At 71.3% G+C, this 21,400-nt stretch carries 18 protein-coding genes and 5 tRNA genes; 10 read left to right on the forward strand and 13 right to left on the reverse strand.

The window, feature by feature from the left end; translation table 11 throughout:
* Positions 1-211: 211 nt before the first annotated feature.
* Positions 212-805, reverse strand: coding sequence for a 3-isopropylmalate dehydratase small subunit (leuD, locus tag AB0N63_RS22515; protein ID WP_365530800.1), 594 nt, complete (start codon positions 803-805; stop codon positions 212-214).
* A gap of 6 nt (positions 806-811) precedes the next feature.
* Complete coding sequence (gene leuC / locus AB0N63_RS22520; protein WP_365530801.1) at positions 812-2,239, reverse strand: 3-isopropylmalate dehydratase large subunit; 1,428 nt, start codon at positions 2,237-2,239, stop codon at positions 812-814.
* 188 nt (positions 2,240-2,427) lie between these two features.
* Here leuC and ndgR point away from each other — a divergent pair, with 188 nt between their 5' ends.
* Both ndgR and AB0N63_RS22530 read left to right on the forward strand, forming a co-directional pair.
* Positions 2,428-3,144, forward strand: coding sequence for an IclR family transcriptional regulator NdgR (ndgR, locus tag AB0N63_RS22525; protein WP_009190822.1), 717 nt, complete (start codon positions 2,428-2,430; stop codon positions 3,142-3,144).
* Positions 3,145-3,535: 391 nt separating this feature from the next.
* Positions 3,536-4,180, forward strand: coding sequence for a MerR family transcriptional regulator (locus AB0N63_RS22530; RefSeq protein WP_365530804.1), 645 nt, complete (start codon positions 3,536-3,538; stop codon positions 4,178-4,180).
* Positions 4,181-4,261: 81 nt separating this feature from the next.
* On the opposite strand, the gene AB0N63_RS22535 is transcribed toward AB0N63_RS22530, so the two are convergent.
* The 9 genes from AB0N63_RS22535 to AB0N63_RS22575 form a co-directional block, all read right to left on the reverse strand.
* Positions 4,262-4,334: transfer RNA gene (locus AB0N63_RS22535), tRNA-Glu, on the reverse strand.
* A 28-nt stretch (positions 4,335-4,362) separates the two neighbouring features.
* Positions 4,363-4,434 (reverse strand) — tRNA-Gln (locus AB0N63_RS22540).
* A gap of 20 nt (positions 4,435-4,454) precedes the next feature.
* Positions 4,455-4,527, reverse strand: a tRNA-Glu gene (locus AB0N63_RS22545).
* Between the two features lie 62 nt (positions 4,528-4,589).
* Positions 4,590-4,662: transfer RNA gene (locus AB0N63_RS22550), tRNA-Glu, on the reverse strand.
* A 42-nt stretch (positions 4,663-4,704) separates the two neighbouring features.
* A tRNA-Gln gene (locus AB0N63_RS22555) sits at positions 4,705-4,776 on the reverse strand.
* Positions 4,777-4,867: 91 nt separating this feature from the next.
* The gene (locus AB0N63_RS22560; protein WP_365530805.1) at positions 4,868-5,623 is read right to left on the reverse strand and encodes an HAD family hydrolase; all 756 of its coding nucleotides are present in this window, start codon (positions 5,621-5,623) and stop codon (positions 4,868-4,870) included.
* 131 nt (positions 5,624-5,754) lie between these two features.
* Positions 5,755-7,239 carry a glutamate--tRNA ligase gene (gene gltX, locus AB0N63_RS22565; RefSeq protein WP_365530807.1) on the reverse strand — a complete coding sequence of 495 codons (1,485 nt, stop codon included), beginning with the start codon at positions 7,237-7,239 and terminating at the stop codon, positions 5,755-5,757.
* Positions 7,232-8,017 (reverse strand): fumarylacetoacetate hydrolase family protein, encoded by a 786-nt coding sequence (locus AB0N63_RS22570; protein WP_365530809.1) that lies wholly within the window; start codon positions 8,015-8,017, stop codon positions 7,232-7,234. The genes gltX and AB0N63_RS22570 overlap by 8 nt, the downstream gene beginning before the upstream one ends.
* A 216-nt stretch (positions 8,018-8,233) precedes the next feature.
* A complete protein-coding gene (locus tag AB0N63_RS22575) occupies positions 8,234-8,422 on the reverse strand; it encodes a hypothetical protein (RefSeq protein ID WP_365530811.1) in 189 nt (62 codons plus the stop codon).
* Positions 8,423-9,022: 600 nt separating this feature from the next.
* Between AB0N63_RS22575 and AB0N63_RS22580 the strand changes: the two genes are divergently transcribed.
* The 8 genes from AB0N63_RS22580 to AB0N63_RS22615 all read left to right on the forward strand — a co-directional run bounded on the left by AB0N63_RS22580 (position 9,023) and on the right by AB0N63_RS22615 (position 19,945).
* Complete coding sequence (locus tag AB0N63_RS22580; protein ID WP_365530813.1) at positions 9,023-13,075, forward strand: nitrate- and nitrite sensing domain-containing protein; 4,053 nt, start codon at positions 9,023-9,025, stop codon at positions 13,073-13,075.
* Between the two features lie 9 nt (positions 13,076-13,084).
* Positions 13,085-13,498: a roadblock/LC7 domain-containing protein gene (locus AB0N63_RS22585; protein ID WP_003973453.1), complete on the forward strand. Its 414-nt coding sequence runs from the start codon at positions 13,085-13,087 to the stop codon at positions 13,496-13,498.
* Positions 13,499-13,609: 111 nt separating this feature from the next.
* Positions 13,610-14,008 carry a DUF742 domain-containing protein gene (locus tag AB0N63_RS22590; protein ID WP_009190816.1) on the forward strand — a complete coding sequence of 133 codons (399 nt, stop codon included), beginning with the start codon at positions 13,610-13,612 and terminating at the stop codon, positions 14,006-14,008.
* Positions 13,989-14,564 carry an ATP/GTP-binding protein gene (locus AB0N63_RS22595; RefSeq protein ID WP_009190815.1) on the forward strand — a complete coding sequence of 192 codons (576 nt, stop codon included), beginning with the start codon at positions 13,989-13,991 and terminating at the stop codon, positions 14,562-14,564. Before AB0N63_RS22590 ends, AB0N63_RS22595 begins: the two co-directional genes overlap by 20 nt.
* A 416-nt stretch (positions 14,565-14,980) precedes the next feature.
* Positions 14,981-18,280, forward strand: a complete 3,300-nt coding sequence (locus tag AB0N63_RS22600; RefSeq protein ID WP_365530816.1) for a nitrate- and nitrite sensing domain-containing protein — start codon at positions 14,981-14,983, stop codon at positions 18,278-18,280.
* Positions 18,281-18,290: 10 nt separating this feature from the next.
* Positions 18,291-18,704 carry a roadblock/LC7 domain-containing protein gene (locus AB0N63_RS22605; protein WP_004983065.1) on the forward strand — a complete coding sequence of 138 codons (414 nt, stop codon included), beginning with the start codon at positions 18,291-18,293 and terminating at the stop codon, positions 18,702-18,704.
* Positions 18,705-18,801: 97 nt separating this feature from the next.
* Entirely contained in the window at positions 18,802-19,374 is a 573-nt protein-coding gene (locus AB0N63_RS22610) for a DUF742 domain-containing protein (RefSeq protein ID WP_019985592.1), read from the forward strand.
* On the forward strand, positions 19,355-19,945 hold the full coding sequence (locus AB0N63_RS22615) for an ATP/GTP-binding protein (protein ID WP_043261333.1): 591 nt from the start codon (positions 19,355-19,357) through the stop codon (positions 19,943-19,945). Before AB0N63_RS22610 ends, AB0N63_RS22615 begins: the two co-directional genes overlap by 20 nt.
* A gap of 229 nt (positions 19,946-20,174) precedes the next feature.
* Here AB0N63_RS22615 and AB0N63_RS22620 read toward each other — a convergent pair whose 3' ends face one another.
* Positions 20,175-20,369, reverse strand: coding sequence for an acyl-CoA carboxylase epsilon subunit (locus AB0N63_RS22620; protein ID WP_365530818.1), 195 nt, complete (start codon positions 20,367-20,369; stop codon positions 20,175-20,177).
* 56 nt (positions 20,370-20,425) lie between these two features.
* The coding region (locus AB0N63_RS22625) for a carboxyl transferase domain-containing protein (RefSeq protein WP_365530820.1) at positions 20,426-21,400 on the reverse strand (975 nt) is incomplete at its 5' end.

A 21,400-nucleotide genomic window follows, 5' to 3' on the forward strand; every position in this document is an offset into this window, starting at 1 on the left:
GAAACAGCTGTACCCCCGATCGTGGCGATCGGGGGTACAGCGGCGTTTCGCGGTGGCCGAAACTCTACTTGTCACAGCGCCGGAGCAGTGAGCCGGTCCGGGCGTCCGGCCGGGGCCCGGACGGTGTCCGGACTGCCGTCCGGCCGGGGCGGCGGACCACCCGTGGATCACATCCGGATCACCCGGGGATCACACGCGCCCCGGCGTCTGCTCACACCGGGAGCGTGCGCGGCTTGAACGACGGGCGCTTCGCCTCGTACGCGGCGATGTCCTCCTCGTTCTGGAGGGTGATGGAGATGTCGTCCAGGCCGTTCAGCAGCCGCCAGCGGGAGTTCTCGTCCAGCTCGAAGGGGGCGGTGACGCCCTCGGCGCGCACCTCGCGCGCGACCAGGTCGACGGTGATCTCGGCGCTCGGGTCGCTCTCGACGAGGTCCCACAGCGTGTCCACGACCTTCTGGTCCAGAACCACCGTGAGCAGGCCGTTCTTCAGCGAGTTGCCGCGGAAGATATCGGCGAAGCGGGCGGAGATCACGGTCTTGAAGCCGTAGTTCTGCAGCGCCCAGACCGCGTGCTCGCGGGAGGAGCCGGTGCCGAAGTCGGGGCCGGCCACCAGGACCGTGGCGCCCTGCCGCTCGGGGCGGTTGAGCACGAACTCGGGGTCCTTGCGCCAGGCCTCGAACAGCCCGTCCTCGAACCCGTCGCGGGTGACCTTCTTGAGCCAGTGAGCGGGGATGATCTGGTCGGTGTCGACGTTGCTGCGACGCAGCGGGACGGCCCGGCCGGTGTGGGTGGTGAAGGCTTCCATGATCTCTCAGACTCCAGCGGGCGTGGGGGCGGCGTCGGTCAGGTCGGCCGGGGAGGCCAGGTGGCCGAGGACCGCGGTGGCGGCGGCGACCTGCGGGGACACCAGGTGGGTGCGGCCGCCCTTGCCCTGCCGGCCCTCGAAGTTGCGGTTGGAGGTGGAGGCGGAGCGCTCGCCGGGGGCCAGCTGGTCGGGGTTCATGCCCAGGCACATGGAGCAGCCCGCGTGCCGCCATTCGGCGCCGGCCTCCTTGAAGACCACGTCCAGGCCCTCGGAGACGGCCTGGAGGCCGACCCGCGCGGAACCGGGGACGACCAGCATCCGTACGCCGTCGGCGACTTTGCGGCCCCGCACGATGTCGGCGGCGGCGCGCAGGTCCTCGATGCGGCCGTTGGTGCACGAGCCTACGAAGACGGTGTCCACCTTGATGGAGCGCAGCGGCTGTCCGGCGTCCAACCCCATGTACTCCAGGGCCTTTTCGGCAGCCAGGCGCTCCGAAGCGTCTTCGTACGAGGCCGGGTCGGGGACGGCGGCCGAAAGCGGCGCGCCCTGGCCGGGGTTGGTTCCCCAGGTGACGAACGGGGACAGCTCGGCGGCGTCGATGACGACCTCCGCGTCGAACACGGCGTCGTCGTCGGTCCGCAGCGTCTTCCAGTACGCGACGGCGGCGTCCCAGTCCTCGCCCTCGGGGGCGTGCGGGCGGCCCTGGAGATAGGCGAAGGTGGTCTCGTCGGGGGCGATCATGCCCGCGCGGGCGCCGGCCTCGATCGACATGTTGCAGATGGTCATGCGGGCCTCCATCGAGAGCTTCTCGATGGCGGGGCCGCGGTACTCCAGGACGTAGCCCTGGCCGCCGCCGGTGCCGATCCGGGCGATGATCGCCAGGATGAGGTCCTTGGCGGTGACGCCCTCGGGCAGTTCGCCCTCGACGGTGATGGCCATGGTCCTGGGGCGGGCCATCGGCAGCGTCTGGGTGGCCAGCACGTGCTCCACCTGGGAGGTGCCGATGCCGAACGCCAGCGCGCCGAAGGCGCCGTGCGTGGAGGTGTGCGAGTCGCCGCAGACGACGGTGGTGCCGGGCTGGGTCAGGCCCAGCTGGGGACCGACCACGTGCACGACGCCCTGCTCGACGTCGCCCAGCGGGTGCAGCCGTACGCCGAAGTCCGCGCAGTTCTTGCGCAGCGTCTCCAGCTGGGCGCGGGAGACCGGGTCCGCGATGGGCTTGTCGATGTCGAGGGTCGGGGTGTTGTGGTCCTCGGTGGCGATGGTCAGGTCGAGCCGGCGCACACCGCGCCCGCTCTTGCGGAGGCCGTCGAAGGCCTGGGGGCTGGTCACCTCGTGCAGCAGGTGCAGATCGATGAAGAGGAGGTCGGGCTCGCCCTCGGCGCGCCGGACGACGTGGTCGTCCCAGACCTTCTCCGCGAGTGTCCTACCCATCGCTTTCCCTCCGGCCGGGCGCACGAGTGCGCCGGCCCAACTAGAGATCTTGAGGAGGCGGCACCGCGCCCCCCTACGGGCAGCCGCCGCCGGGCCCGCCGGTCCACGGGCCGCTGTGCTTACCAGGGTGGCGTGTTCCACGGAAAATTGAACTTGCGTTTCACAGAGTGAGACGCGAGTATCGTTGCATGGACAACAGTAGCGGCGTCGGCGTCCTGGACAAGGCAGCCCTTGTCCTGAGCGCCCTGGAGTCCGGTCCGGCCACCCTCGCGGGTCTGGTCGCGGCCACCGGACTGGCACGACCCACGGCCCACCGGCTGGCCGTGGCCCTGGAACACCACCGCATGGTGGCACGCGACATGCAGGGCCGTTTCATTCTCGGCCCGCGGCTCGCGGAGCTGGCCGCGGCGGCCGGCGAGGACCGCCTCCTCGCCACCGCGGGCCCGGTGCTCACGCACCTCAGGGACGTCACCGGTGAGAGCGCGCAGCTCTATCGCCGCCAGGGCGACATGCGCATCTGCGTCGCCGCCGCCGAGCGCCTGTCCGGTCTGCGGGACACGGTCCCGGTCGGCTCCACGCTCACCATGAAGGCCGGCTCCTCCGCACAGGTCCTGATGGCCTGGGAGGAGCCGGAGCGCCTGCACCGGGGCCTCCAGGGGGCCCGCTTCACGGCGACGGCCCTGTCGGGCGTGCGGCGGCGCGGGTGGGCGCAGTCGATCGGCGAGCGCGAGCCGGGCGTGGCCTCCGTCTCCGCACCCGTGCGCGGCCCCTCCAACCGCGTGGTGGCCGCCGTCTCGGTCTCCGGGCCGATCGAGCGCCTGACCCGCCACCCCGGCCGGATGCACGCCCAGGCGGTCATCGACGCCGCCGCCCGCCTCTCCGAGGCGCTGCGCCGCTCCGCCTGACCCCTCCCCGCTCTCCCGGGCCCTGTCGGGCGGCGGCCTCAACGCCGCGGCGCCGCATCCGACGGACCGCACGACGACACCCACGCCCGTATCCAGCCGCACGAGGCGGCCCCCGAGTCCCTCGGCCGGACTCGGGGGCCGCCTCTCCCGTTCAGCGGCACGTCACCGCGGGCGCCGCACCGCGACCGGGCCGCGTCCGCCCGGAGCGGTGGCGAACCGGTCCTTGGCGTGCCGGCCCCGGCGGACGGCGGCGCCTGCCCGCGCGCCCCGGCCGGCCCGAAGGGCGGCATACCGTGGTGGATGTCGGCGCCCCTCGGATCGGTTCGGATAGCGGCGCTATCCCGGTGGTCGGTGTTTGGGTGGTGGCACTTACCGAGGAGGCGCGCAAGAGATGCGGCTGGCCGAGCTGAGCAGACGCAGCGGTGTGTCCACCGCGACGATCAAGTACTACCTGCGTGAGGGGCTGTTGCCGCCGGGCCGCCAGGTGGCCGCCACGAGCGCCGAGTACGACGAGGAGCATCTGCGCCGGCTGCGGCTGGTGCGGGCCATGATCCAGGTGGGCAAGGTGCCGGTGGCGACGGTCCGCGAGGTGCTGGCGCACGCGGACGACGACTCCCTGGGCCGCACGATCCGGCTGGGCGCGGCGCTGTGGGCGCTGCCGCAGGTCCCGGAGCCGGACCAGGACGACGAGTACGTGCAGACCGCGCGGCTGGAGGTGACCAAGCTGCTGGACCAGCTGGGCTGGGAGAACGCCAAGCAGCTCACCACCCTCTCCCCCGCCTACCGCTCGCTGGTGGTGGCGGTGGCCGCGTTCCGCCGGCTCGGCTACGACTGGGGGGCGGAACTGCTCGTGCCGTACGCCGAGTTGGTGCACCGGATGGCCGTACTGGACCTGGACGCCATGGAGCAGTACCCGTCGGAGGCGGAGCGGGTCGAGTTCGCGGTGCTGGGGGCGATCCTCAACGAGCCGGTCCTCCAGGCGCTGCACCGGATGGCGCAGGAGGAGGAGTCGGCACGGCGGTACGGCTTCGAGTAGCCGCCCCGGGACGCACCGGCCGTATGCGGCCGGCACGGGGAACGTCGAAGGCCCTCCGCCGAAGCGGAGGGCCTTCATCTGTACCCCCGACCGGATTCGAACCGGCGCTACCGCCTTGAGAGGGCGGCGTGCTAGGCCGCTACACAACGGGGGCGTGGACGCTGCGTTTCCGCAGGTCCGAGCTGGTCTACCTGGACTCGAACCAAGACTAACTGAACCAGAATCAGTCGTGCTGCCAATTACACCATAGACCAATGATGGTTTAGACCAGTCGTACCCCCGACCGGATTCGAACCGGCGCTACCGCCTTGAGAGGGCGGCGTGCTAGGCCGCTACACAACGGGGGCCCTAGCGATCCTGCATCGAGGTCAGTGGGAGCTACCCGGCCTGTCCTCGCGGGAAGGATCTGTACCCCCGACCGGATTCGAACCGGCGCTACTGCCTTGAGAGGGCAGCGTGCTAGGCCGCTACACAACGGGGGCTTGCGGATGTGATCCGCGGTTGCAGATTGAAGCATCTGCGAGCTGGCCTACCTGGACTCGAACCAAGACTAACTGAACCAGAATCAGTCGTGCTGCCAATTACACCATAGGCCACTGGAACGCAAGCCCCTGAGGGGTTCTTGTTCTAGTACTGCGCTCCGGGTTTCCGGCCTTCCGGCCCGTTCCCCGCGGCGCAGGAAGAACATTACCTGAAGGTGGACGGGGCTCCAAAACGACTATCCGTGCCGAGCGTCGCCGGGAGTTCGGCGAGGGAGGAGATCCGGCGCGGGCCGCCCTCGCCGTCACCGAGGGTGGGCACGCCGTCACGGTCGATCCAGACCGACAGCAGTCCCGCCTCGTGGGCGCCCCGGCCGTCGATCTCCGGGTGGTCGCCGACGTACGCGACCTGGTGCGGCGGGAGTTCCAGTGCCTCGCAGGCCGCGTGGAACGCCGCGGCGGCGGGCTTGGACACGCCCAGCTCCGCGGCGCACAGCACCGTCTCGAAGCGGTCGCGCACCCCGAGGACGGTCAGCTTGTGATCCTGGACGCGGAGGTTGGAGTTGGACAGCACGGCGTGCCGGTGACTGGTGGCGAGGGCGTCCAGGACGGGCAGCACGTCCGGGAAGAGCGCCCAGGCGGCCTCGTAGTGGCGCAGATAACGCCCGAACCACGCCTCGGCCTCGGCGTCGGTCAGCTCCGGCCGGCCGAGGAAGACCCGCACCCGGTCCCGGCGCTGCTCCTCGAAGGTCGCCTCGCCCGCCGAGAACCGGGCCCACTGCTCGTCGGTGATCCGCCGCCAGTGCGCGAGGGCCTCCTCCGCTCCGCCGTACCGCTCCAGCAGGCGCTCGGCCAGCAGATGCGCGCGCATCCCGGTCCGGTCGGCCGTGGTGTAGTCGAAGAGGGTGTCGTCGACGTCCCACAGGACGGCTCGGATCTCCGGCAGCACGGGCTGGGTGGTCATACGTCCGACCGTACCGCCGCACCCGGTCCCGGCGGGCGGTTCCGTCCGGACGGCGAAATCGCCCCGACAGCGCGGAGGGGCGGCCCCGGTGTCCGGGAGCCGCCCCTCGTGGGCGCGTGGGCACAGTGGCGTCAGGCCGCGAGCCTGGCCAGCGCCGCGTCGATGCGGGCCAGCGTCTTCTCCCGCCCCAGGACCTGCAGGGACTCGAAGAGGGGCAGGCCCACCGTGCGGCCGGTGACGGCGACGCGGACCGGGGCCTGCGCCTTGCCGAGCTTGAGGCCGTGCGCCTCGCCGGCGGCCAGGACGGCCTCCTTCAGCGACTCGGCCGACGTCCAGTCCGCGGCGGCCAGCTCCTCGCGGGCGGTGCGCAGCAGGGCGTCCGAACCCTCCTTCATCGCCTTCGTCCAGCTGGCCTCGTCGAAGACGGGCTCGGGCAGGAAGAGGAAGTCGACGTTGTCGGTGATCTCGGAGAGGACCTTCAGGCGGGTCTGCGCGTGCGGCGCGATCGCCTGCCACTTGGCCTCGTCGAAGTCCTCCGGCGCCCACGGCGCGAAGGGAGCCTTCAGCCAGGGCGCGCAGCGCTCGGTGAAGTCCTTCACGTCGAGCAGGCGGATGTGGTCGGCGTTGATCGCCTCGCACTTCTTGAGGTCGAAGCGCGCCGGGTTGGGGTTGACGTCCGCGATGTCGAAGGCCGCGACCATCTCCTCGATCGAGAAGATGTCCTGGTCGGCCGAGAGCGACCAGCCGAGCAGGGAGAGGTAGTTGAGCAGGCCCTCGGGCAGGAATCCGCGCTCGCGGTACAGGTTGAGCGAGGACTGCGGGTCGCGCTTGGAGAGCTTCTTGTTGCCCTCGCCCATCACGTACGGAAGGTGGCCGAAGGCGGGGATCTCCTTGGCGACGCCCAGCTCCATCAGCGCCTTGTACAGGGCGATCTGGCGCGGGGTGGAGGAGAGCAGGTCCTCGCCGCGCAGGATGTGGGTGATCTCCATCAGCGCGTCGTCGACCGGGTTGACGAGCGTGTACAGGGGGGCGCCGTTGGCGCGGACGATGCCGTAGTCCGGGACGTTCTCCGGGAGGTAGGTGATCTCGCCGCGGACCAGGTCCGTGAAGGTGATCGTCTCGTCGGGCATCCGGAAGCGGACGATGGGGGTGCGGCCCTGCGCCGTGTACTCGGCGACCTGCGCCTCGCTCAGCTCGCGGCAGTGGCCGTCGTAGCCGGAGGGCTTGCCGGCGGCGCGGGCGGCCTCGCGGCGGGCGTCCAGCTCCTCCTGCGAGCAGTAGCAGTGGTAGGCGTGGCCGGCGTCCAGCAGCTTCCGCGCGACGTCCCGGTAGATGTCCATGCGCTGCGACTGGCGGTAGGGCGCGTGCGGGCCGCCGACCTCGGGTCCCTCGTCCCAGTCGAAGCCCAGCCAGCGCATCGCGTCGAGCAGCTGGTTGTACGACTCCTCGGAGTCGCGGGCCGCGTCGGTGTCCTCGATGCGGAAGACGAGGGTGCCCTGGTGGTGCCGGGCGAACGCCCAGTTGAACAGGGCGGTGCGGACCAGCCCCACATGGGGGTTACCGGTGGGCGAGGGGCAGAAACGGACGCGAACGGGGGAGCCGGGTGCGCTAGCCACGCTTGACAACCTTGTTGGTGAGAGTGCCGATGCCTTCGATGGTGACGGCGACGTCGTCGCCGACGTTCAGCGGGCCGACCCCTGCCGGGGTGCCCGTGAGGATCACGTCGCCGGGAAGCAGCGTCATGGCCTCGGAGATGTTGACGATCAGATCCTCGACGGGGTGGATCATCTCGCTGGTGCGGCCCAGCTGCCGCTGCTCGCCGTTGACGGTGAGCTGGATGGTCAGGTCGCCCGCGGCGGCGAGGTCGATGCCGGTCTCCACCCAGGGGCCGAGCGGGCAGGAGCTGTCGAAGCCCTTCGCCCGGGCCCACTGCTTCTCGCGGCGCTGGACGTCGCGGGCGGTGACGTCGTTGGCGCAGGTGTAGCCGAAGATCACGTCCTTGACGCGGTCACGCGGGACCTCGCGGCACATGCGGCCGATGACGACGGCCAGCTCGGCCTCGTGGTGCAGTTCCTCGGAGAAGGAGGGGTACTGGATGGGGTCGCCGGGACCGATCACCGAGGTGGACGGCTTGAAGAAGGCGAACGGCGCGTCGGGGACCTCGTTGCCGAGTTCGCGGGCGTGCTCGGCGTAGTTGCGGCCGAAGGCCACGACCTTGTTGGGGAGCACCGGCGGCAGCAGCCGTACCTTGCTCAGCGGCACCTTGGTGCCGGAGAGCTCGAAGTCCGCGAACGGGATGCCCTTGATGATGTCGAGGACGAGCTGGTCCGGCTGGTCGCCCTCGACCGCGCCGAAGGCGACGTTCCCGTCGATGGAGAACCTGGCGATGCGCACGGGTTGCTTGGCCCCTTGACTGAGCTGGCTGGAGTCTGACGCTCCAGGCTAACGCGGCACGGGCCCCGCATCCCGCGCATTGCGCCGCCCGAGCAGCGGGTCAGGGGGGCGGAGGGCGCCGTGGGCGGACGCACGGGAGGGGCGCCCCCGGGTCGGGGGCGCCCCTCTCGCGGGTGCGCGGCGGGCCGGTTGAGCGGTTCGCCGTCCGGGCGCGTACTACTCCGCGACGGAGGCGGCGACCGGGGCCTCCATCAGGACGGTGCGCCGGGGATTGGCGGTCTGGGTGGGGAGGGTGACGGGGTGCTCCGGCAGTTCCGGGGTCTGCAGCGCTTCGGCGTCCTCGAGGTGCGCCAGCGTCGTGCGCCGGGGGTTGGCTATGGTGCGGAACATCATCGTCGTCTTCACGGTTGTCTCAGACCTTGTCGTCTACGGGCGCCGGGAGCGGTTCGGACGGCCCCCGCGCGCGGGGTTGGCAGAGTTACGCCTTATGTAAAGCGTCAGGCTAAACATGCAATTCCCGGCCGAAGACGTGAAGAGACCGCGATCTCCATGTGAGTTTGCTCACGGAGCTGTCGACAATCCGGACAATTGTCGGGCGATCACCACCCCGTCGAACCGGACATTCTCCCCCTGAACCAGTCATTCCGCTCCCGATCATGGCGACTGGGACACCTGCGGCCGCTCACCGGGTCGTAGGTATATGTCCGTAATGCTCGAGATCACTTTCCACCACCGGTAACCCGTCACTCACGCGGTGTCACAGAGGTCACAGCATGGCCCACATGCCTTGTTGGAGATCCTGCACTGTGCTGGAATGCCACGGACCGCCGCAGGATCGAGCCGGCGCGCAGGGGGCGCAACGCAGCGCCGAGTGGCGGCGGAACAGGGGGAGCAGCGCCGGTCACTCACGACCACCCGGGGAACGTTTTCAGGGCGTTCCCCACGACGCCGACACCGTCCTCCCGCCCACGCGGGAGGGCGCCTGGTCCAGAGGTTGCGACGCTAGTGCAGGGACGTTTCAAGAGGGATGGCAGCGCTTCGGCGGAGCCGGAGCCGCACGGCGGGACTGGCCCCATGGCCGTCAGCTCCTCGCCCCAGCACGCCCAGAACCAGGGCCCGGCTTCGTCCGGCGACAGCAAGGAACGCGGCGGTACGGCCGGCACGACTCCCCCGTCGGGCCCCGTTCCCACGGTGAAGCCCGCCAAGGGCGCGGCCCCCACCGGCCCGGGCTCGCGCATGGCGCTGCGCAACTGGCGCATCTCCACCCGACTGGTGTCGCTGCTCGCGCTCCCCGTGGTCGCGGCCACCACGCTCGGCGGCCTGCGCATCAACCAGAACCTGGACGACATCCAGCAGCTCGACAACATGAAGCTGCTGACGGACATGACCAAGCAGGCCACCGAGCTGGCCGCCGCGCTCCAGGAGGAGCGCGACCAGTCCGCCGGTCCGCTGGCCCACCCGTCCAGCGCGAGCGCGATCACCGTCAAGGGCTTCCGGGACAAGACGGACCGCGCCAAGGACAACTTCCTCAGCGCCTCCGAGGAGATCGACAGCGCCAGCAAGGACGGCAACCTCCAGGGTGTCCGCGACACCCTCGTCGGCCTCGCCAGCGAGCTGAACGGCCTCGCCAAGATCCGCAAGAGCGCCTACACCTCGGAGCGGAACTCCTCCCAGACGGTCGAGGCGTACCACCACCTCATCACCGAGCTGCTCGGCCTCTCCCAGGACATGGCCGAGGCGACCAGCAACCCGGAGATGATCCAGCGCACCCGCGCGCTGGCCGCCTTCTCCTCCGCCAAGGAGTACGCCTCCGTCCAGCGCGCCGTCATCGCGGCGGCCCTGCCGGCCAACAACACCAGCAAGGGCGACCTCTCCGAGAACGACCGCCTGTACGCGCAGTCGGCGCTGGACAGCCAGACCTCCGAGATCAACAGCTTCCGCAACATCTACGGCAGCGGGGCCGAGGAACTCCTCAAGCCGGTCGAGGAGGGCAACCCGACGATCCAGTCGGCCGACCAGTACGCCAAGCGCGCTCTGGACAGCGCGGAGGGCCTGCCCTCGCTCAACAAGCGTTCCTACCGCGACTGGGTGGACGACAGCTCGACCAAGATCGAGCAGATGCGGAAGATCGAGCACACACTGCTCGAGAACATGGAGCAGAAGGCGCGCGAGCTGCGCAGCTCCACCGAGCAGGACGCCATCATCTCCGGTGTGCTGATCCTGCTCGTGCTCGGCGTGTCGCTGGTCGGCGCGTTCGTCGTGGCGCGGTCCATGATCCGCTCGCTGCGCCGCCTCCAGGACACCGCCACCCGGGTCGCCCAGGACCGGCTGCCCGAGTTGGTCAAGCAGCTCTCGGAGTCCGACCCGCAGGACGTGGACACCACCGTGGAGTCGGTCGGTGTGCACTCGCGCGACGAGATCGGCCAGGTGGCCGCGGCCTTCGACGAGGTGCACCGCGAGGCGGTCCGCCTCGCCGCCGAGCAGGCCCTGCTGCGGGGCAACGTCAACGCGATGTTCACCAACCTCTCGCGCCGCTCCCAGGGCCTGATCCAGCGTCAGCTGTCGCTGATCTCCGAGCTGGAGTCCCGCGAGGCCGACCCGGACCAGCTGTCGTCTCTGTTCAAGCTCGACCACCTCGCCACCCGTATGCGCCGTAACGGCGAGAACCTCCTCGTCCTCGCGGGCGAGGAGCCCGGCCGCCGGTGGACCCGCCCGGTCCCGCTGGTCGACGTGCTGCGCGCCGCCGCCTCCGAGGTGGAGCAGTACGAGCGCATCGAGCTGGCCTCCGTGCCGACCACCGAGGTCGCCGGCCGCGTCGTCAACGACCTGGTGCACCTGCTCGCCGAGCTGCTGGAGAACGCGACCTCGTTCTCCTCGCCGCAGACCAAGGTCAAGGTCACCGGTCACGCGCTGCCCGACGGCCGGGTGCTGATCGAGATCCACGACACCGGCATCGGCCTCTCCCCCGAGGACCTGGCCGCGATCAACGAGCGGCTCGCCTCGCCGCCCACCGTGGACGTCTCCGTCTCCCGCCGCATGGGTCTGTTCGTGGTCGGCCGCCTGTCCCAGCGACACGGCATCCGCATCCAGCTGCGCCCGTCCGACTCGGGCGGCACGACGGCCCTCGTCATGCTGCCGGTGGACGTCGCCCAGGGCGGCAAGAAGCCGGCTCCCGGCAAGCCCGGCGCCTCCGCGGGCGGTCCGGCGGCGGCCGCTGCCGCCGCGGGCGCGGCCGCGGCCCGGCGCCAGAGCGGCCAGGCCGCCGGCGGCACGCTCGGTGCGGGCGGCACGGGCCGCCTCGGCCCCGGCGCCGCTCAGCGCGGCCAGGTCGGGGCCGGTCAGGGCCCGCGGGCCGCGCTGCCCGGCACGGGCGGCCGACCCGGCGGTCCCGGTGGCCCCGGTGGTCCGGGCGGCGCCCGTGGACCGCAGGGCGGCCCCGGTCAGCCGCAGCAGGGCCGGCCCGGCCAGAACGCTCCGAACGCTCCCGGCCAGAACCCCGCGGGCGCCGGCTTCGGCGGCCGGGCGCCGGGCGCCGCGCAGGGCCTCCAGGCCGCGGGTCCCGCCGCGCCGCAGGGGTTCGGCGACGGCCGCCGCGCCGACAACGCGAACCCCCGGCAGGGCTTCGGCGAGGGCGGCGTGCAGGACGCCTTCGGCGGCAACCGCCAGGACGGCTTCGGCAACGGCGCCCGCGGTGGCGTGCCCCCGCAGCGGGGCAACGGCGGCGAGCAGGGCCGTACCCCGCAGCTGCCGCCGCGCGGCGGGCCGCGCGCCGAGCTGCCCGGTGGCAGCCCGCAGCCGCGCACGCCGAGCTGGGGCAACGAGAACGCGGCCGGCCCCGGCCGGCCCGACGCCCCGCGCGGGCACGACGAGGCGGAGCGGACGCAGAACGCGCCGCGCTACGAGGACCACTCGGGTCCGGGCGGCACGGCGGAGATGCCGGCGCTGCCGGCGCCCGACCGGCAGGGCCAGGGCGGCCCGGCGGACACCTCGGCCTTCCCCCGCCCCGACTTCGACACCCCGCGGGGCGGCGGCCGGGACGCGGGCCGGTTCCCGGCCCCGGGCGCGCAGCAGAACACCGGCTCGTTCGTCCGCCCGGACATATTTGGCGGCGCGCAGGGCGGCCAGCAGTACGGGGAGCCGTCGGACACCGGCCAGTTCGCCGCGCCGCAGGGCTACGACAACGGCTCCACGGGCCAGTTCCAGCAGCCCGGGCACGACTCGACGGGCCAGTTCCCGGCCGTGCAGGGTTACAACGACGGCTCGACCGGCCAGTTCCCGGCCGTGCAGGGCTACGACAACGGCTCCACCGGGCAGTTCCAGCAGCCCGGGTACGACAACGGCTCCACGGGCCAGTTCCAGCAGCCCGGGCACGACAACGGCGCCACCGGCCAGTACGCCACCCCACAGGCGTACGACAACGGCGCCACCGGCCAGTTCCAGCAGCCGGCCCAGCACGACGGGAACTTCGGTCGGCCCCAGCTGCCGGGCCGTCAGGACCCGTCGGCCACCGGCCAGTTCGAGCAGCCGCAGGCCACCGGGGGTCCCGCCGGCTTCGGGGCCCCGCGGCCGACCGCGCCGCAGCAGCAGCGGCCCGTGGCCCGGGAGCCGGAGGCGCTGCCGCCGGCCGGTCCGGGCGACGGACGCACGCCGCTGTTCGACACGCTGGAGACCAACTGGTTCCGCGGTGAGCGGCAGCAGGCGGCGACGCCGGCTCCCGCCCCGCAGCAGCCGCAGGCTCCTGCGGCCCCCGAGCGTCCCGCCGCCTCCGCCTGGCGCAGCTCGCCGAACGACGAACTCGTCCGGCAGGCAGAGCGCGTACGGCAGCCGGCCGCGGGCGGCGTCACCACCTCCGGCCTGCCGCGCCGGGTGCCCAAGGCGAATCTCGTCCCGGGCACGGCTCAGCAGCAACAGCACCAGAGCGGTCCGCAGGTCTCGCGTGCGCCCGACGACGTACGCGGCCGACTGACCAATCTCCGTCGGGGCATCGCACAGGGTCGTCAGGCCGGCAACGGCCAGACGGGCAGTCACCCGAGCCCCACTCACCAGCAGGAGCGTTAGTTGAGCCCGATGAGCCAGGCGGCACAGAACCTCAACTGGTTGATCACCAACTTCGTGGACAACACCCCCGGGGTGTCCCACACCGTCGTGGTGTCCGCGGACGGACTCCTTCTGGCGATGTCCGAAGGGTTCCCGCGCGACCGCGCGGACCAGCTCGCGGCCGTCGCGTCCGGCCTGACCTCCCTGACCGCGGGGGCGTCCCGGATCTTCGAGGGCGGCAACGTGGCGCAGACGGTCGTGGAGATGGAGCGCGGCTTCCTCTTCCTGATGTCCGTCTCGGACGGGTCGTCCCTGGCCGTCCTGGCCCACCCGGAGTGCGACATCGGCCTCGTCGGCTACGAGATGGCGCTGCTGGTCGACCGGGCGGGCGCGGTGCTCACCCCCGACCTGCGCGCCGAACTACAGGGCAGTCTGCTCCACTGACCGGCCCCGGTACCACCCACGTCACCAAATCACCGTCCGGCCGCCACAATCCCCCCACCGGCCCCGTCAGACGGCTCGCCCGACCGACTTGCTGTCCCGCCCGGAGGATTCATGACCCCGCCCACCGCCCATCATGATCCGTACGCCGAGCCGTACGGGGACGAGGGCGACCAGCCGCTGGTCCGTCCGTACGCGATGACCGGCGGCCGGACCCGGCCGCGCTACCAGCTCGCCATCGAGGCGCTGATCAGCACCACGGCCGACCCGGCAGCGCTGATGGGACTGCTCCCGGAGCACCAGCGGATCTGCCATCTGTGCCGCGAGGTGAAGTCGGTCGCCGAGGTGTCGGCGCTCCTCGCCATGCCGCTCGGCGTGGCACGGATCCTCGTCGCGGACCTGGCCGAGGCCGGGCTGGTGGCCATCCACCAGCCGGGCGGTGACGAGAACAACGGCGGCGCGCCTGATGTGACGCTGCTCGAAAGGGTGCTCAGTGGACTTCGCAAGCTCTGACGGGGGCCGGGCCACCACCTCCGCCAAGATCGTGGTGGCGGGCGGCTTCGGTGTCGGCAAGACCACGTTCGTGGGCGCCGTCTCGGAGATCAACCCGCTGCGCACGGAGGCCGTCATGACCTCCGCGTCCGCGGGCATCGACGACCTCACCCACACCGGGGACAAGACCACCACCACGGTGGCCATGGACTTCGGCCGCATCACGCTCGACCAGGACCTGATCCTGTACCTGTTCGGCACCCCCGGCCAGGACCGCTTCTGGTTCATGTGGGACGACCTGGTCCGCGGCGCCATCGGCGCGGTGGTGCTGGTGGACACCCGGCGCCTGGCCGACTGCTTCCCCGCGGTGGACTACTTCGAGAACAGCGGACTGCCGTTCGTCATCGCCCTCAACGGCTTCGACGGCCAGCAGCCCTACAGCCCCGACGAGGTCCGCGAGGCGCTCCAGATCGGCCCCGACACCCCGATCATCACCACCGACGCCCGCCACCGCGCCGACGCCAAGTCCGCGCTCATCACGCTCGTGGAACACGCGCTGATGGCCCGCCTGCGGTAGTGGCGCGGACACGGACACATCTCACATAGCACCCAGACAGGGATCGCGATACACCAGTTGCCGTAGCAGCACCGGAGCCGGCTGTGTCCTTTGACACGGTCGGCCCCGGTGTTCATAACGTTTCGGCAGAGGAATCGGATGGCACCGCAACGCGTCGCGCACATCCGGTGTCGCTGCGCGCACGACGCACCCGCCTTTTGACGCCGCTCGCTCTTTATGACCGTTTTATCTGAGGCTTACAAGTGCGGGCGCGGCCGGTTCCAACTGTTTGGAAGACCGCATGCCCGCGTGCTGGAATGCCTGAACTGCCCAATAGTCAAAGACGTACTCAGTGATGCTGACGTCGTCGCCGGCGCAGAGGGCTTGAGACACTGCGGCACAACGAAGGTGCCGACCGCCGAGAGGTTGTTGGTCGAGTGAGGCGAAGCAAGAACGGTTCCGAGCCGTCGGCGGCCCGGGGCAACTTCACCCCGCCGCCGCGCGGAGCGGCGCCCGCACACGTGCCCGGTTCGGAGTCGGCGAGCGCCCCCGCACCGAGCGGCGGCCCCCTCTCCCCGCGCAACTGGCGGGTGCGCACTCGGCTGAACGCGATCCTGCTCATACCCGTGCTGGTCGGCCTCGTCATGGGCGGCTTCCAGGTCAAGAGCTCGATCGACACCTGGAACGAGGCCCAGGACGCCGAGAAGACCGCCCGCCTGGTGCGGGCCTCCCTCACCTACGCCAACGCCCTGTGGAACGAGCGCGACGTCACCACCGCGCCGCTCCTCCAGGGCAAGGGCCAGAACGACGCCACCGTCACCCAGGCCCGCGCCGCCACCGACAAGGCCGCCGACGCCTTCGACGCGGCCGCCAAGGACATGCCTCAGAAGCCCGGCCTGGTGCGCCGGCTGAAGCTGTTCCGCGAGACCGAGCCCGAGCTCCAGTCGCTGCGCGCCGCCGCCTTCACCTCCAAGCTGACCGGTGTGCAGACCGAGGAGGGCTACGTCAAGGTCGGCCACCCGCTGATGGAGTTCGCCAACGAACTCGGCCTCGGCACCGGAAACATCACCTCCTACGGCCGTACGGTCTACGCGATCTCCCTCACCCAGGCCGCCCTGTCCCTGGAACGCTCGATCGGCACGCATCTGCTGGTCAAGCCCGGTCCGGACGCCGGCAACCTGGCCAGCCAGCGCATCGCCCTGTCCTCCTACGCCTACCTGGAGGGCATCGCCGTCGAGGAGTACCTCGGCGGCGGCACCGAGGCCGACGCGCAGAAGCTGGACGAGGCCAGGAAGGACATCCAGACCAAGGCCGCGGCGATGGCGCAGGACGCCAAGAGCCAGGACCCCGGCTACGTGGCTCCGCCGTCGGACCCGCAGAAGATGGTCACTGCGCTCGCCACGCTGGACAGCACCGACGCGAGCGCGCGCGACAAGCTCGCCGAGAAGGGCGTCACCGCGCAGAACTGGTGGGCCGTCAACACCCTCAAGTTCGACGCCTACCGCAAGATCCAGTCGGACATGGCCGACACCGCGGTGACCGAGGCCTCCGGCATCGCCGACGACGCCAAGCAGTCCACGTTCATCACCAGCGCCGTCGTCCTGCTCGCCCTGCTGGCCGCGTTCGTCCTGGCCGGTCTGGTGGCCCGCCAGATGAGCCGCTCGATGCGCCGCCTGCGCAACGCCGCCTTCGGCATCGCCGAGCAGCGCCTGCCGATGCTGGTCGACCAGCTCTCGCGCACCGACCCGGGCCGGGTGGACACCCGCGTCGAGCCGATCCCGATCGCCTCGACCGACGAGATCGGCGAGGTCGCCCGCGCCTTCGACCAGGTGCACCGCGAGGCCGTCCGGCTCGCCGCCGAGCAGGCCCTGCTGCGGGGCAACATCAACGCGATCTTCACCAACCTCTCGCGCCGCAACCAGTCGCTGATCGAGGGCCAGCTGACCCTGATCACCGACCTGGAGAACAACGAGGCCGACCCGGACCAGCTGGAGAACCTGTTCCGCCTGGACCACCTGGCCACCCGCATGCGCCGCAACGGCGAGAACCTGCTGGTCCTCGCCGGCGAGGAGCCCGGCCGCCGCTGGGACCAGCCGGTCCCGCTGGTGGACGTGCTGCGCGCCGCCTCCTCGGAGGTGGAGCAGTACGAGCGCATCGAGATGTCCGGCGTCCCGGAGGCCGAGATCCACGGCCGCGCGGTCACCGACCTCGTGCACCTGCTGGCCGAGCTGCTGGAGAACGCCACCACGTTCTCCTCGCCGCAGACCAAGGTCCGCGTCACCGCGACCCGGCTGCCCGACGGCCGGGTCATGGTCGAGATCCACGACAAGGGCATCGGCCTGACCGCCGAGGACTTCGCGGACATCAACCACAAGCTCGCCAACCCGCCCACCGTGGACGTGGCGATCTCCCAGCGCATGGGTCTGTTCGTGGTCGGCCGGCTCGCCGACCGGCACGGCATCCGGGTCCAGCTGCGCCCCTCGGGCGAGCAGGCCGGCACCACCTCGCTGGTCATGCTGCCGGACGCGATCACCCACGGCGGCGGTGGCGAACAGGCCCTGGAACGCGACCAGTTCACCGTCTCCCAGATCATGCCCGAGCAGCAGGTGCCGGGTGAGAGCTTCACCCAGCTGCCGCCGATGCGGACCGCCGCCGAACTCGGCTTCGACGACAGCCGTTACGCGGAGGTGCCGGACGACATCCGGGGCCTGGACCCGGTGGGCCGCTCGCTCAAGCGCGAGGAGCGCCGGGCCGCCCTGGAGTCCCACACGGGGGGCGCGCCGGAGGGCCAGGAGGCCCACCAGGGCGCCGGCTACCCGGACGACTCCACCGGCCGGCAGCAGGCCTACGACACCGGTCAGAACCCGTACCCGGAGCAGAACGCCGGCTACGACGGCCAGAGCGGCTACGAGGACCAGCAGCAGGCGTACGACCAGCAGGGACAGCAGGCGTACGACCAGCACGGCCAGGTGCGGTACGACCAGCAGGGCGCGCAGTCGTACGAGCAGGGGTACTACGCGCAGGACGGCGCCGTCGCGCAGAACGGCGGCTACCCGGCCGACGGCGGCTACGCGAACGCGGACGCCTATGCGGAGCCGGTGCGCGAGGACCACTCGGGCGTCCACCCCGGCGCGCAGGAGCAGTACGCCGGCTTCCAGGAGCAGCCTTACCAGGACGACTGGCCGCAGGGCGACGCGTACCAGAACGGCTACGCCGAGCAGTACGCTCCGCAAACGGAATCCGTGCAGGCCGCTGACGTGACCGACGGTAACCCCGTAGGCTTCGACCAGCCCGGAGCGGACCCGGCCGCCGGCCACGCGCTGACCGACGCGGGGCTGCCCCGCCGGGGTTCCGCCGCGGGCGGTCCGGACGGCGCGCGGCCCGAGCACCGGGAGGCGCCGGCTTCCTCCCCGGCGAACAACGGTGACAACGGCTGGCGTTCGGCGAACGACGAGCGCTGGCAGCAGGCCTCGAAGCTGCGCAAGCCCAAGGCGGGCGGGGTGACCTCCTCCGGTCTGCCGCGGCGGGTGCCCAAGGCCAACCTGGTCGAGGGAACCGCGGAATCGACTCCGCAGGGCGGCCCACAGGTCTCCCGCGCCCCCGAGGACGTCCGGGGCAGGCTGAGCAACCTGCGCCGGGGCGTCGAACGGGGACGCACCGCAGGAAGTGACAAGAACGGCCAGGCCACAAGGAATGAACACAGTGGTCCTGACAGCACCTACAACCAGGAGCGTTAGTGTGAGCCCGATGAGCCAGGCGGCGCAGAACCTGAACTGGTTGATCACCAACTTCGTGGACAACACCCCCGGGGTGTCCCACACGGTGGTGGTCTCCGCCGACGGACTCCTTCTGGCGATGTCCGAAGGCTTTCCCCGCGACCGCGCCGACCAGCTCGCGGCCGTCGCATCCGGTCTGACCTCGCTGACCGCGGGCGCCTCCCGCATCTTCGAGGGCGGCAGCGTGAACCAGACCGTTGTGGAGATGGAGCGGGGATTCCTCTTCATCATGTCCATCTCCGACGGTTCTTCCCTCGCGGTTCTCGCGCACCCCGAGGCGGACATCGGTCTCATTGGGTACGAGATGGCCCTTCTGGTGGACCGCGCGGGCACGGTCCTCACTCCGGACCTCCGCGCGGAGCTCCAGGGAAGCCTTCTCAACTGAAAGTCGGACGGTGCGTTTTGGTGTCCCGTGGCCGTAAGGTTTCGGGACGCGGCTTCCACACCGTTGGAGGCCCGGCGCCATCGGAGGAGGAGAGAGAGTGGCAACACCCCCAGGCGGTTCGCATTCGGGCAACTGGTCGTACGGCCCTGCCCAGGGCCAAGGCGACGGTTCGGCGAACCAGTTCGGCTACCCCTCCGTCCCGCGCCACCGGCAGCCGTACGCGCCGCAGGGCCCCGGTCCCTCGCCGTACGACCAGCCGCAGGCGCCGCGCATCCAGCCGGTGCAGCCGCAGCGACGCGCCCCCGAGCCGGCGCCCGCCGGGGCGTCGGGCAACCCTCTGGTCCGCCCGTACGCCATGACGGGCGGCCGCACCAGGCCGCGGTACCAGCTCGCCATCGAGGCCTTGGTGCACACCACCGCGCAACCGCACCAGATGCAGGGCCAGTTGCCCGAACATCAGCGGATCTGCCAACTGTGCCGCGAGATCAAGTCGGTGGCCGAGATCTCGGCCCTGCTGACGATTCCTCTCGGCGTGGCCAGGATCCTCGTCGCCGACTTGGCGGAGGCGGGCCTGGTCGCCATCCATCAGCCCGGCGGCGACGAGAACGCCGGCGGCCAGCCAGACGTGACACTGCTCGAAAGGGTGCTCAGTGGACTTCGCAAGCTCTAGCGGAGGGCCGGTTTCTCCAAGTCGCTCCACCACGTCCGCGAAGATCGTGGTGGCGGGCGGCTTCGGCGTGGGCAAGACCACGTTCGTCGGCGCCGTCTCGGAGATCAACCCGCTGCGCACGGAGGCCGTCATGACGTCTGCTTCGGCGGGCATCGACGACCTCACCCACACCGGGGACAAGACCACCACCACGGTGGCCATGGACTTCGGCCGCATCACGCTCGACCAGGACCTGATCCTGTACCTGTTCGGCACCCCCGGCCAGGACCGCTTCTGGTTCATGTGGGACGACCTGGTCCGCGGCGCCATCGGCGCGATCGTGCTGGTGGACACCCGGCGCCTGGCCGACTGCTTCCCCGCGGTGGACTACTTCGAGAACAGCGGACTGCCGTTCGTCATCGCCCTCAACGGCTTCGACGGCCAGCAGCCCTACAGCCCCGACGAGGTCCGCGAGGCGCTCCAGATCGGCCCCGACACCCCGATCATCACCACCGACGCCCGCCACCGCGCCGACGCCAAGTCCGCGCTCATCACGCTCGTGGAACACGCGCTGATGGCCCGCCTGCGGTAACGACGGGTGTACGCCCGGGACAGCGAAAGGGGGTGTCTCCTCCCACTGGGAGGAGACACCCCCTTCGTCATGCACCGGCGTGGGCCGGGCCCGCGGGGCCGGGAAACCGGCGCACGCGGGGCGCGGACGCGCGAAGGGAGCCACCCCGGGCGGGGTGGCTCCCTTCGCGGGGCCGCGGGACATCACGGCCCCCCGGCTCCTGCGTGCCCTACGGTCGTGACCGCGACGCTCAGTGCCAGCTGTGCGGGGCGCGGAAGCCGTTCTCGCGCTCCAGGCGGCGCCAGCCGGCGCGGGGGCGGCCGCGGTGGACCGGGGCGGTGTCGGCGGGGCGGGCGGCGGCGCGGGCCAGGAGGAGGGCCGTGAGGGCGGCGACCTCCTCGGGCTCGGCGTGGCCCTTCTCGACGCGGATGTCGGGCATGTCCATGGTGTCAGTCTCCGTGGCTGAGAGGTCCGCGGGATCGCCGCGGAGCGTCCGCTGGGTCACTGCGGCGGGTTGCCGTGCTTGCGGGAGGGCAGGTCGGCGTGCTTGGTGTGCAGCATCGCCAGGGACCTGATGAGGACCTCGCGCGTGTCGGCCGGGTCGATGACGTCGTCCACCAGGCCGCGTTCGGCGGCGTAGTAGGGGTGCATCAGTTCGGCCTTGTACTCCTTGACCATCCGGGCGCGGGTGGCCTCGGGGTCGGCGGCCTCGGCGATCTGGCGGCGGAAGATGACGTTGGCGGCGCCCTCGGCGCCCATGACGGCGATCTCGTTGGTGGGCCAGGCGTAGGTCAGGTCGGCGCCGATGGACTGGGAGTCCATGACGATGTAGGCGCCGCCGTAGGCCTTGCGCAGGATGAGGGAGATGCGCGGCACCGTGGCGTTGCAGTAGGCGTAGAGCAGCTTGGCGCCGTGCCGGATGATGCCGCCGTGCTCCTGGTCGACGCCGGGCAGGAACCCGGGGACGTCCAGGAAGGTGACGATCGGGATGTTGAAGGCGTCGCACATCTGCACGAAGCGGGCGGCCTTCTCGCTCGCCTCGATGTCCAGGACGCCGGCCAGCACCTGCGGCTGGTTGGCGATGACGCCGACGACCTGTCCGTCCAGGCGGCCCAGCGCGCAGATGATGTTGCGCGCCCAGCGCTCGTGGACCTCCAGGTACTCGCCGTCGTCGACGATCTCCTCGATGACCTTGGTCATGTCGTAGGGCCGGTTGCCGTCGGCGGGGACCAGGTCCAGCAGCACGTCGGAGCGGCGGTCGACCGGGTCGGAGGTCTCCACCCGGGGCGGGTTCTCGCGGTTGTTCTGCGGCAGGAGCGACAGGAGGTAGCGCACCTCGGCGATGCACGTCTCCTCGTCGTCGTAGGCGAAGTGGCACACTCCGCTGGTCTCGGCGTGCACGTCCGCGCCGCCCAGACCGTTCTGCGTGATCTCCTCGCCGGTGACCGCCTTGACCACGTCCGGACCGGTGATGAA

Origin of the sequence: Streptomyces sp. NPDC093260 (assembly GCF_040683715.1) — a bacterium.
GTDB lineage: Bacteria > Actinomycetota > Actinomycetes > Streptomycetales > Streptomycetaceae > Streptomyces > Streptomyces sennicomposti.